General features: G+C 49.4%; 12 protein-coding genes. 5 read left to right on the top strand and 7 right to left on the bottom strand.

Going from position 1 to position 11,840, the window contains the following annotated elements; all coding sequences use genetic code 11:
* The 4 genes from H581_RS36160 to H581_RS0132570 form a co-directional block, all read right to left on the bottom strand.
* Window positions 1-166, bottom strand: a 166-nt coding sequence (locus tag H581_RS36160) for an ATP-binding cassette domain-containing protein (RefSeq protein WP_036718379.1), incomplete at its 3' end; no start/stop codon positions are given.
* A gap of 16 nt (window positions 167-182) precedes the next feature.
* The gene (locus H581_RS0132580; RefSeq protein WP_028609872.1) at window positions 183-533 is read right to left on the bottom strand and encodes a DUF1048 domain-containing protein; all 351 of its coding nucleotides are present in this window, start codon (window positions 531-533) and stop codon (window positions 183-185) included.
* A gap of 10 nt (window positions 534-543) precedes the next feature.
* On the bottom strand, window positions 544-891 hold the full coding sequence (locus tag H581_RS0132575; protein WP_029192907.1) for a DUF1048 domain-containing protein: 348 nt from the start codon (window positions 889-891) through the stop codon (window positions 544-546).
* A complete protein-coding gene (locus H581_RS0132570; RefSeq protein ID WP_281169599.1) occupies window positions 891-1,196 on the bottom strand; it encodes a PadR family transcriptional regulator in 306 nt (101 codons plus the stop codon). The genes H581_RS0132575 and H581_RS0132570 overlap by 1 nt, the downstream gene beginning before the upstream one ends.
* A 252-nt stretch (window positions 1,197-1,448) precedes the next feature.
* On the opposite strand from H581_RS0132570, the gene H581_RS0132565 reads away from it, so the two are divergent.
* Window positions 1,449-2,057, top strand: a complete 609-nt coding sequence (locus H581_RS0132565) for a TetR/AcrR family transcriptional regulator (RefSeq protein ID WP_029192905.1) — start codon at window positions 1,449-1,451, stop codon at window positions 2,055-2,057.
* Window positions 2,058-2,071: 14 nt separating this feature from the next.
* A complete protein-coding gene (locus H581_RS0132560) occupies window positions 2,072-2,578 on the top strand; it encodes a hypothetical protein (protein ID WP_029192904.1) in 507 nt (168 codons plus the stop codon).
* A gap of 143 nt (window positions 2,579-2,721) precedes the next feature.
* Here H581_RS0132560 and H581_RS0132555 read toward each other — a convergent pair whose 3' ends face one another.
* Window positions 2,722-4,068 (bottom strand): TrkH family potassium uptake protein, encoded by a 1,347-nt coding sequence (locus H581_RS0132555; RefSeq protein WP_029192903.1) that lies wholly within the window; start codon window positions 4,066-4,068, stop codon window positions 2,722-2,724.
* A 272-nt stretch (window positions 4,069-4,340) separates the two neighbouring features.
* Here H581_RS0132555 and H581_RS0132550 point away from each other — a divergent pair, with 272 nt between their 5' ends.
* On the top strand, window positions 4,341-5,189 hold the full coding sequence (locus H581_RS0132550) for a DUF72 domain-containing protein (protein WP_029192902.1): 849 nt from the start codon (window positions 4,341-4,343) through the stop codon (window positions 5,187-5,189).
* Between the two features lie 188 nt (window positions 5,190-5,377).
* Window positions 5,378-8,116, top strand: coding sequence for an IPT/TIG domain-containing protein (locus tag H581_RS39445; protein ID WP_029192901.1), 2,739 nt, complete (start codon window positions 5,378-5,380; stop codon window positions 8,114-8,116).
* Between the two features lie 51 nt (window positions 8,117-8,167).
* On the opposite strand, the gene H581_RS0132540 is transcribed toward H581_RS39445, so the two are convergent.
* Both H581_RS0132540 and H581_RS0132535 read right to left on the bottom strand, forming a co-directional pair.
* The gene (locus tag H581_RS0132540) at window positions 8,168-8,635 is read right to left on the bottom strand and encodes a GNAT family N-acetyltransferase (RefSeq protein ID WP_029192900.1); all 468 of its coding nucleotides are present in this window, start codon (window positions 8,633-8,635) and stop codon (window positions 8,168-8,170) included.
* Window positions 8,636-8,824: 189 nt separating this feature from the next.
* On the bottom strand, window positions 8,825-10,015 hold the full coding sequence (locus tag H581_RS0132535) for a DUF3895 domain-containing protein (RefSeq protein ID WP_169507567.1): 1,191 nt from the start codon (window positions 10,013-10,015) through the stop codon (window positions 8,825-8,827).
* A 306-nt stretch (window positions 10,016-10,321) separates the two neighbouring features.
* Here H581_RS0132535 and thrC point away from each other — a divergent pair, with 306 nt between their 5' ends.
* Window positions 10,322-11,716 carry a threonine synthase gene (gene thrC, locus H581_RS0132530; protein ID WP_029192898.1) on the top strand — a complete coding sequence of 465 codons (1,395 nt, stop codon included), beginning with the start codon at window positions 10,322-10,324 and terminating at the stop codon, window positions 11,714-11,716.
* Window positions 11,717-11,840 lie beyond the last annotated feature (124 nt).

Genomic DNA, 11,840 nt, shown 5'->3' with positions numbered 1-11,840 from the left:
GTTTGAGCAGCGTGGTGAGGATTTTGACAACCGTTGTCTTGCCCGCCCCGTTGGAGCCGAGCAGGGCGAAAATACTGCCCTTTTCCACCTCGAAATCCACGCCCTTTAAGACGTGATGCTGCTTGTAGGATTTTTGCAGTCCTTTTACTTCGATTGCTTTTTCCATCCCGATATCCCCCCTTTTACTTTGGTTTATCCGTAACCTTTTTTATGGCCTTGTTAGCTTCTTGGTGGGCAGATTCCTGATAGATGTCAGCGTAAGTTTTTGAATCTTTGATTAGTTCGTCGCAGAAAGCCGCTACGTCACTGCCCGTCACTTCGAGCACGCCTTTCCCCAAGGCCGCGCCCTCTTCAAAAAGATCGACAATCCCCGAGAGCAAACCCGTCCCGTCGGTTAGCTCAACAGGGCCGACCTTAAAGAGATATTTTTGAAGCTCTTTATAAACAATCCGATAATCTTGCGGGAGCGATTTGACACGCGCCACATGCGCTCGCCACTCTTTTTTGCCTTCGATGATATCTTGTATGCTCATTTTTATCCTCCTATTTACCTAATTTTTTAGCGATATTATTGTTGAGCTGCTCGCGCCACTTGTCGCGATAAGACTTTGCCCCTTCTTCGCCGGCCAGCGCTGAACAAAAGCCTTTGATATCGTCACCCAAAACCTCATGGACACGCTGACCGTCCGCCGCCGTTTCTTCGAGCAGGCCAAGGACACCGTCAAGAATTGGCATGAGGTTGCGACTGGTAAAATCTGAGTGCGGCCAAAGATTGGCATTAATTTTTTTCCATGCCGCTTGATAATCAGCCGGCAGCTTTTTGGCTCGCGATTCAAACGTTTTAAATTCTTTAGTCATGTCGCTGCCGGTGATTTTTTCCCAAAAATTCATTATTTTTTCTCCTTTAACTCGTTAATTTTTGATGATACGAACTCCCATTTCCCCCAGAACCTCCGCAGCTCCTCGCGCCCCGCGTCGTTGAGCGCGAAAAACTTTCGCGGCGGCCCCATGTCGGAGGGCTTTTTGGTGATCTCCACCAGCTTGCTTTTTTCAAGCCGGATCAGGATGGTGTACACCGTCCCGTCCACAACATCTGTGAAGCCGAGGGCATTCAGCCGCCGCGTGATTTCGTAGCCATAGGTTTCTTCGCGGCTTATAATTTCAAGGACGCAGCCCTCAAGCAGGCCTTTGAGCATTTCCGTTATGTTTTCCAGCACAATCACCCCTACTATTCTGTATGACTGATATTCAGTATTACTTACTACCTCTATAAAGTAACACATAGTAGTTGGTTTGTCAATAGCGGTTGTTCCGATAATGAAGGAACTTTTGCGTGCTGCCGTCTAAGATCAAACACATCTTGACATCGTAATTTTCCAGGTGTAATATGTACTTATAAAAACAAAAATACAAAACGTTTTTTTGTTTGTAAAAAGGAGCGTGATCCAATGCCACAATTCCTTCCCGCAGAAAAAGAAAAACTTCTTCAAGAACTGATCGTAGCAGGGAAAAAGTTATTTATTGCGCAAGGATTGAAGAAAACTTCACTTGAACAGCTCACTCAAGCGGTTGGAATTGCAAAAAGTACATTTTACGTGTTTTTTGACTCGAAAGAAGCAATGTATTTAGCGCTTTTGGAACTGGAAGCGGCCGATATGGAACAACGGGTATGGAAGGCTGTTGCGGAGACAACGAATGCGCACGTCGGAGTCATCGCCTATTTACGGAAAATGGTACATGAATTGGATACAAATCCGCTGACGAAGAGGCTGATCACTCATCCGGAAGAGATGGAACTGGTGACGCGAAGAGTAACGCCTGAATTTGTCGGAAGAAAAATGCAGCGGAACGTGGTCCCCTTAATGAATTATATTACAGAGCAACAGCAACTGGGACAGATGATTAATAAAGAACCGTCGGTCATTGTCGGCTTTATGCGTGCGGCTATGCTGATAGCCGTTCACAGACAGGATTTTGACAAGGAAATTTATTCGGAGGTTGAAAATATGATGTTCAGCGCTGCTGCCGATGTATTAACGGCAACGCCTGAAAAATAAGAGGGGTGAACGTTTTGGATATTAATGAAATGTTGGATTGGGCCTTTCAACGGCATCTTAACCCGTTAAGCTGGTATATCCGCCCGATTTTTCTGATTATTTTAGCTTATTTCGCCTACAAACGCAGCTGGAAAGGATTAATTGCAACTTTCGTACTCATGATGAGCAGCATGGTCTGGTTCCCCGCACCGGAAACGATTAATCCGCAAATGCAGACCGTTTTGGAGTTCGAGAAAATGCTGCTCAGCGATCCTGTGTCTGCAATTGCGACACTTATTTTCATGATGATCTTTGTGGTTTTAATCGGAGCGGCATTTTGGAGGCACTCCCTGAAATTGGGTATAATTATTATCAATATTACACTTATCGGAAAGGTCGTCCTGTCGCTGTTATTGACAGGAGAGGACGGATGGGCGCCACTCGGCAATACGATTTTTGGTTTAATTTTAATCAATGGAATCGGGCTTTTTCTGATTTTCCGTAAGCGGAGAAATAAAGCTTCAGCGTCCTCACAATCCTAGCGTTCAACTAAACTTCTTTTTGGCCAATAAACTAGCGGCTCTAAAAGGCGGACGTTCAATCCGTTTCCGCAGTCTCAAAGGGCCGCTCGTGCTTCCCTTGGTTTTGATTAGATTGGACTTTTGGCAGATATAAGCTTCTTGGTTTAACCAATCAATATTTTCTCTTCTGCATATCGATATGACTGTTTATAGGATGCTTGAGCCAACGCAAATGCCAGAGTGAGCGGTCCAAGTCTTCCAATGAACATTGTAAATATAATAATAATTTTTCCTAAGGGTGAAAGTTCGTAGGTTAGTCCCATAGACAATCCAACGGTGCCGAATGCTGAAGTTGCTTCGAATAAAATCGTTAAGAAATCTAAGTTTTCCATGGAGTTTCTTTCCGTGATGGTCAATAAAAACGCGGAGACCAGCACCACGCCCAAGGATATAATAATGACAGATAATGACCGCATAACAAACTGAAGTTCAATTCTTCTTTGATAGATCTGAGTATCACTCTGACCTCTAATCGTGGAGAAAACGGAAAGTACAAGAACGGCAAATGTATTCGTTTTAATTCCGCCGCCGGTTGACCCTGAAGAAGCACCGATGAACATTAAGAAAATAATAAAGAAAAGAGAAGGTGCCATCATGGACGTTATATCCAAGGTATTAAAGCCAGCCGTTCTAGGAACAACCCCCTGAAAAAAACTTGCCCAGAGTTTATCCGTTGTCGACAAGTCTCCGAGTGTCGCAGGATTATTATATTCGAGAGCAAATATCATGATGGTCCCAACTACAATCAGCACGGCTGTTACTGATAAGACAAGCTTGGTATGTAAGGACAGATCCTTCCAACTTCTTTTGCGCGAAACATCTAGAATTACCGTAAATCCAATACCGCCTGTAATAAAAAGGAATGCAATCAACAGATTTACTACAGGATCACCAACATATTGCATCAAGCTGTCAGACCACAGCGCAAAGCCGGCATTGTTAAACGCCGAGATCGAGTGAAAGACTCCATAATAAAGCGCACGCATAAACCCGTACTCCCCCATCCAACGGAATGTTAGGATTAAGGCTGATATGGCTTCGATGACAACTGAAATAAGAAAAATGTTTAATGATAAACGCACTACACCCTGAGCTGAGGAAGTATTGGTGGACTGCTGTATCAGTAATCGTTCTTTTAGCCCTATTCTTTTTCCCAAGAGGATCGCAATAATAACTCCAAAAGTCATGAAACCAAGACCACCTACCTGAATAAGAAACATGATCACGATCTCACCAAATGTAGTAAAAGCAGAAGGAGTATCTACTACAATGAGCCCTGTCACGCATACAGCCGAAGCAGATGTAAAGAAGGCATCTAGAATGCCTATGCTTTCGCCTGCTTCTGATGCCAGCGGTAGAGCCAATAATATGGTTCCAATTAGTATGACTAAGCCAAACCCCATTATAATAATTCTCGGGGAAGACAATCGTGTTGATTTACTATTTCTCATTGCGTCACCTTTTCTGTTCAAGGATAATCCCAGTATAACAAACCGTGACGTAAAAAAAAAAATCCGTTTCTTACGTTTTGATGTTGTAAACACTTTCGGATGACAATGATAATGATAAGAAGGCGGGGAATGATGATGAAGATGGTCAAGATGAAATATTTGAGCATGCATTGGACGTGATGTTATTCTTTAGTGTAGCCGTCGGGATGAAGCATGGGGAAAATCAAGGGTCGGGGGCTATACCGGTTTATTCTTAAAAAAAGGGTGAATATATGATTTCCATTGGTCTTGCTGGTTGGGGCGACCACGATCTGATATATAGTAAGGGAATTAAGCCTCAACAAAAGCTAAAGGAATATAACCAATATTATTCCATAGTTGAGGTTGATAGTTCATATTACGCAATCCACAAATCGGAACTTTACGAGCGATGGATATCTGATACAACGTCGGATTTTTCCTTTCTAATTAAAGCCTATCAAGGGCTGACAGGACATACGCGGCAGAAATATTCGGATGTAGAAATGGATTTGATGTTTCAGTCTTTTAGGGAGTCAATCAATCCTGTTATTCATGCCGGAAAATTAAAAGCGGTCCTGTTTCAATATCCTCCATGGTTTGATTGTGATCGTAAAAATGTAAACGTATTGCGTTTGACCAAAGAGCGAATGAGCAATATTCCATTAGCGCTTGAATTTCGCCATCAAAGCTGGTTCAGCCCGGAAATGCGAGAGAAAACGTTATCCTTTATGCGGCAAGAAGGTTGGATTCATAGCATTTGTGATGAACCTCAGGTATTCCCAGGTTCAATTCCGACTGTTTTGAAGCCATCCAATGATGATCTAACAATAGTACGGTTTCACGGTAGGAACACACAAGGGTGGACCTCAAGCGGAACAACTAACTGGAGAGAAGTAAGGTATCTGTATCGTTACAGCAATGAAGAATTGCTTGAATGGAAGAATAACCTTGAGTGCCTCCAAAAAGATACCAAGGAAATTTGCGTCATTTTTAATAATAATTCCGGCGGTGACGCTGCATCAAATGCTTTTCAACTCATGGATCTATTAGGGCATGAGAAGAAGGATCTTCCGCCGCAGCAAATCGACTTATTTGAGTGATTCTCTGTTAGGAAGCCCGAACTAGTCACGGAAGTGACGGATTCGGGTTTTTTCTTTGATTTAATAGTAGAAATTACCTGTTTCTGCGGGTGACATTTTTCGCGGAAGGATTTGATTTCCGTAATCACGAACAACTTCAATCGAATGACTAAATGAATAAAAATATGGAAATTGAAGGAGAGTTGTTTATGCCCAACGTTTCAATTCCTAACGAGTTTCTGATTAAACCGACAGTCATTAATAAAGCCCAGTTTCTGGCCTCGCCCGATGTGGTGCAAAGCAAGCTCAATCAGCATAAAGCGGTGTTAGAGTCGATCGGCATTACGAGCCTGTCCGGTCTCGGCAAGCTGAGTCTGCAGGGCAAGATCGTCCCCCAGCCGGGGATCACGAAACCAAGCGCAAGTGTTTATGGCGCTGAAACTTTATTCCAATCCGCGTTTACGGCACATTCGCAAATTCAGGATTCGGTTAAGCTGGTCCCAACCGGCGGCAAAGCCGTGTTTTTGAAAGCGGTTCCACTTCCGAAACGGACAGCTGCGATCCCCAATAAGTCCACGATTCCAACTATCCCTAAAATCCCGTACATTCCGAACCTTCCTAAGTACCAAATCCCTAGATCCTACCAGGCGGTGACGCCACGCAGCATTGCAGCGGGAGGGGCAGTCACGGCAGCGGGAACCATTGAGCTGGATACCGCTTATTGGGTGGCCGAGGAAATTCATCTTGAGAGCAATACGACCGTTGTGTTGAAGAACCCGCAAAAATACCTCATTCTGCTTGCGGAGAAAATAACCGTCGGAACCAATGTGACATTCACATGGGAGCGCCCGGATATCCGCAAGCCTCAGAAGAGAGCGCAGCTATCCCCGCCGCCTGAGAGAAGCATTTCAAATTCGCTAAGCGGCGTGGCCGGCATAGACGGGATCGCCGGTGTGAAGGGGGAGCCGGGGTTTGACGGCACGCATGCGCCGGAATTGGAAGTGTGGGTGCTGGAGATGATCGGCCGTCCGATCTTTGACCTGCGCGGTCAGGACGGGACGGACGGCGGCGACGGTCAGGACGGGCAAGCCGGCGGCAAAGGCTCTAAAGGCAAGAAAGCGGTAGCCGACGGTTGGGGCTTCTGCAAGAGCGGCGCCGGCTCGGGAGGCAATGGCGGCCGGGGAGGCGTAGCAGGCCACGGCGGCGACGGCGGCGACGGCGGACGAGGCGGGAAGCTCTCGCTATTTGCGCCGCAAACCGTCCTCGATCATTATTCGGGCGGGTTCAACGTAGCGGTCGAAGGCGGCAGAGGCGGCGCGGGAGGATCGGCGGGCATTCCGGGACCGGGAGGCGAGGGCGGCGCCGTCGGCGATTCGGTCTGGTCGGTCGAAGGCTGCGGCCCGGGCACGCGCACGAACGGACAAATGGGTCCGCAAGGAGCGGCAGGCGTTGCCGGACTGCGAGGCACAGACGGGAACTGGCAGGGCGAGCCGGTTTCGTTCAAAGCGATCGATGCGGATGAGTATAGACGGAAGCTGCTTGAGCCGGCCGTTTACTCGACGTCGCCGGACTCGGCCTTCGCGGGCGATAAAGTGACCCTATACGGCAGCCGGTTCACGAGAAGCGATGTCGCGACGGTCGGCGGCGCGGCAGCCCAGACGCAGGTATACAGCGATTCGCAGCTCCAGCTCACCGTTCCGGCGCTTCAAGGCGGCAGTCATGCGGTGCAAGTCAAGCAGAGCGACGGGACCTTGTCGAACCGCGGCACTATCTATGTGCTGCCGAAATTAATAGCGGCCGGTCAGTCTCGCGTCCGCCCGGGAGACAAGGTGAAGCTGTCCGGAAGCGGCTTTGCCGAAGGGATGATGGTCAAAGTAAACGATCTGAATATGCCGGACGTCCGGTTCATCAGCCCGACAGAGCTGGAATTCACGCTTATCCGTCCAACGGATGTGGAGGAGAGTGAAGCGGGCGAGCCGGTCAGCGTGAAAGTAATGCTGTCCGATGGCACGCCGTCTAACGATATAGGTCTGGTACTGGATACCGTTCATATGCTCGTGTTAGGAGATTCGATCCAATGGGGCCAGGGGCTGCTGGAGCCGGAGAAGTTTCACAGTCTGGTCGGTACGGCGGTTCAGGCCAAGCAAGGAGGTATCGGTTTTTACAAAACGGTGCTTGCTCATTCCGGGGCAACCATCGGCGCGGAGGATACGACGGTGAGCCCCCGCTTGCCCGGCGAAGTGCCCACCTCCTATCCTACCGTTATGCAGCAGGTGGACGAGTTCGCCGGCATCGACGATTACGTCGATCTTGTGCTGATGGATGGCGGGATGAACGATATCGGCATTACGACCGTTCTTAATCCGATCGGGCCGGATCTTGCGCCGTTGACGAAAAAGTTTTTTCATGACGATATGATAACGCTGCTCAAGAAGGTGGCCGGCCGGTTTAGAAAGGCGAAGATCATCGTGACCGGCTACTACCAGCCGGTCTCGGAGAACAGCAATCTGGCCGCCGTCGAATTATTCCTGATCGCGCTTGGCGTTCATCTGGGAGGCGCCGCAGGCGGAGCGGTCGGCGGCGTGCTGGGAGCGACCCAGCTGCAGCAGATAATTGCGCGGAGCAGGCAGGTGATGAACGAATCCAGGATGCATATCCAGGATGCGATCGATAAGGTGAATGCCACGCCTGAAGGGGGCAACCGGATTCTATTCGCCGATCCGAACTATGGCCCGACGCACGCCGCGCTTACGAACGATCCTTACTTGTACGGAATCAACCTGAATATGACGCCGGAAGACGGCAATGTCGCCCCTTCCCGCCTTGTGGACTGCGTTGCGACCAATCAGGAAGGGCTGCAATATGAGCTGTGCCGCGTAGCTTCCGTCGGGCATCCGAACCCGAGAGGCGCTGCCGCTTACGCGAACGCCATCATTCCTTTGTTGTAAAAAAGAGAGGCTTGCTCCGTATCCAATGGGAGCAAGCCTCTTTTATATCCTTTATCTATCTTCGACGGTTCCGGAATCTTCCTCTACAATCAAAGACATGTAAACGTCTATAAGATCCTCGCTTTCAACTTTAAAACCAAACCGTTCATAAAGACGTCTGGCAGAGCTTCCTTGCAGGACATTTAAAATGACACGTTTTCCTTTTACATCATTTTGTTCAAGCAGATTTTTTAATACTTGACTGCCGATCCCTTTACCTTGGTAATTGGGGTGAATATAAAAATGTTCCATTAAATAACCGTCTAACGTCGGTTTAAAAGCTATGCAGCCAACAAAAGAAGAATCTGCCTCGATGATCCAGGTATGAACGGAGTCAAATGCATTACGGAATCGTTGACGGACTTTCTCTTCATCAAACCTTCCTAACCTAATTAAATCGTTGCGCAGTACAATTGCCCGTAAATTAGCAATTGTCTCAACATCGGAATTTTGGGATTGTCGAAGAGTAATCTGCCTCATCTAACGTAACAACTCCTTTTTCTTTTTGAAGACAGCAGAGGGGTGAGCCCCCTTAAAATCATTGAAATCATTTAGTGACACCGATACCCCATCCAATTTAGCTGTCCGAATGCGTCATCGCCCGAGAACGCCAGATAAAGTTATCTCTGACGGTCACGAGCCGCCAATTCAATTGTTCGAATGGCCGGGCTATAGCGGCGTATATATCCGGTCCTCTGCGTCCGCCGCCGCGAGCTCGCATTTCCCGGCCCACGCAAGCTTGTCCAAGTAGGCCGCCACGGCAATATAGATAGCCGGCTTGCCTGTCGTCATTCGGCTGTCCTGGACCAGCTTTTGTTCAATCATAAATTCGGACACGGCACGCGTACTGATCCGGCCGTACGGCAGAGCTTCGTCAATGACGCGCCGGGCGTTTGCGGGCAGGTGGAACGGGTTCGAGGCGGTCGGCATATATCCGCCAAGTTGCCCGGCATTCACAGCGAAGCCTTGCTTTACGCCGGTATCCTTGGAAGATAGAGGAGCGCTCGGCGTTAGCTTCGGCTCTTCAAAGAGGAATGCGGCTTGGCCTGTCTCCGCTTCGTCGAACAGGAACGCGACTTGGTTGTCATTCGCGTCGACGAAGTCAAAGTCGAAGGCAGCCTGTCCTTCCATCGGCGCCTCGGCCGCATCCATGCCGCTTGCGGTTATATCAAGGCCGCCATGGTCCGGCTCCTCCTTCGCGATCTGAACGGCCGGCTCAAAGTGCGTAAGCGCAGCCGCGATTCTCTTCTGCCTGTCCGCCTGATCAAGCTCGCGCAGCCGGCTTCGCAGCCTGGCCAGCTGTTTGCCCAGAAGCGGAAGCTCCACATCCAGATGGGCTTGGATATCGGGGGGTATTTCTAACGCGTCCGGCAAAGGGAGAAAGACATGCTGTCCGAGCTGCCAGCCGTCACGGTATTTGCACAGAATCTCGTTCATTTCCGCATCGAGCACGTCAAAGCCCTTCATGATGGCCGATATCGTCTTCGCATCGATGCCGGTATGCAGCTGCAAATGCTCGATGCCGAAGTAGCGCATCGTATTCGTCGGCAGATGCATGACCTGATGCTGGTAGCGCAGCGAACGGCCGCATTCGCATTTGGTATGAGGCGATACCTCGCCGCTGTCGGTAAATCCGATGTAGTCCCATTCCTCGATAAAAGACTCGATATCCTCGAACCGGGCATCCTCCGGGATGAACTGGCATTTCTTCCGGGCAAGCTGACGCGCGAACAGCGTTCGACGTCCTCTCACGAGCTCATGATGGATAAAATGACGCTGCTCCTCGGTCATCTGCCCCAGAATCCGGTCGCGCTGCTCGATCGTCAGCTCATCGTTCATCATCACACCTCCGTCGTTCATTTCACTTGTATCCGCCATTCTCTTTTAAAGCCATTATAGAGGGGACTTGCCAATAAGTCATCATCGGCGTCGATGGCGGCATCATAATCGTTTATAATGGGGGAAAGTCCCGCTCAAGCGATTACGTTCGCGACGATTTTCGGGCTTGTCGTCGATCAGGAGGATTGACGCGATAACGGAAATCAAACATTTTTTTTAACGCAAAAAAATGATATACTGTCAGGAACGATTATTACGGCAAACGATGACAAGATGCAACAACCATATTCGACGATTAATTGCGCGCATGTAGGAGGCTATTTTCAAATGGAGTACATCAGTACAAGAGGCAATGTCGGCAAAATCGGATTTATCGATGCGTTCATGATGGGACTCGGGAATGACGGAGGCCTGCTCGTGCCAAGCGAAATCCCGGCAATTTCGGAGGAAACGCTGAAGGAATGGCAGGAGCTCAGCTACCAGGAGCTGGTGCTTGCGATTTTCTCGTATTATACGAACGGAGAAATTCCCGCGCAGGATTTGAAGGAAATGGTATATGCGAGCTATGCGACCTTCCGCGATCCGGAAGTAACGCCTGTCCGGAAGCTTAAGGATGATTTGTATCTGCTAGAGCTGTTCCACGGACCGACCTTCGCGTTTAAGGATATCGCCTTGCAGTTTATGGGTCAGCTGTATACGTATGTTGCGGCCAGGCAGAACAAGAAGATTCATATTCTCGGCGCAACCTCCGGCGATACGGGGGCTTCGGCGATTGAAGGCGTCAAAGGCAAAGACGGCATCAAGATTTGTATCCTGCATCCGCACGGCAAAGTGAGCAAAGTGCAGGAGCTGCAAATGACGACGGTGCAGGAAGATAACGTGCTGAACCTGTCGGTCGACGGCAACTTCGACGATTGCCAGCGCATGATCAAGGATTTGTTCGCGGATCTTGATTTTAAAGCAAGCAATCATCTGGCGGCGATCAACTCGATCAACTTCGTGCGGATCATGGCGCAAACCGTTTATTATTTCTACGCCTACTTCCAAGTGGCGAAGAAGACAGGCGCGAAGGAAGTGAACTTCAGCGTGCCGACAGGCAATTTCGGCGATATATTCGCCGGTTACCTGGCGAAGCGCATGGGTCTCCCGGTCGGCAAGCTTATTCTCGCAACGAACGAAAATAATATTTTGGAGCGCTTTATTCTTGAAGGCGTCTATAAGCCGGGCGATTTCCGCACGACGTACAGCCCGTCGATGGATATTCAAGTAGCAAGCAACTTCGAGCGCTACTTGTATTACGTGCTCGGCGAGGATGCCGCACAGATCCGCACGCTGATGGAGCAGTTCAAGACGGAAGAGCAGATCGTCATTTCCGGCGAGGCTTTGAGCAAGGTGCAGGCTGAATTCGGCGCTCACGGCGTCCAAGGCGAGGAATGCCTGGCAACGATCAAAGCGTATAAGGAATCAACGGAATACTTGCTTGATCCGCATTCGGCCTGCGGCGTGGCGGCAGCTGACAAATATAACGGCGCGCACGGCATTACGGTGTCTCTCGCAACCGCGCATCCGGCGAAGTTCAATGAAGCGATCGAGCTTTGCGGTATCGAGCAGCAGTTCCCGGCGCAAATCTCTGCACTGTTCGAGAAGCCGCAGCGCCAGACGCGCGTAGACGGCTCGCTTGAAGCCGTCGTCCGCGAGCTTGAGGCGTTCTACAACAAATAAACATAGATGAGTATGAATAGAGGGCTGCGGCAGAAGGGAGTTTCTTTTGCTGCGGCCCTCTTTGCGCGAGATTCGAAATATTTGCAGAAATGAAAGTAGGAGAACACTATAGCAAGAAACGGGG

This window comes from Paenibacillus harenae DSM 16969, assembly GCF_000422465.1.
GTDB classification, from domain to species: Bacteria; Bacillota; Bacilli; order Paenibacillales; family Paenibacillaceae; genus Pristimantibacillus; species Pristimantibacillus harenae.
The sequence above is the reverse complement of the archived record's forward strand: the minus strand, read 5'-3'. Positions and strand labels throughout refer to the sequence as shown.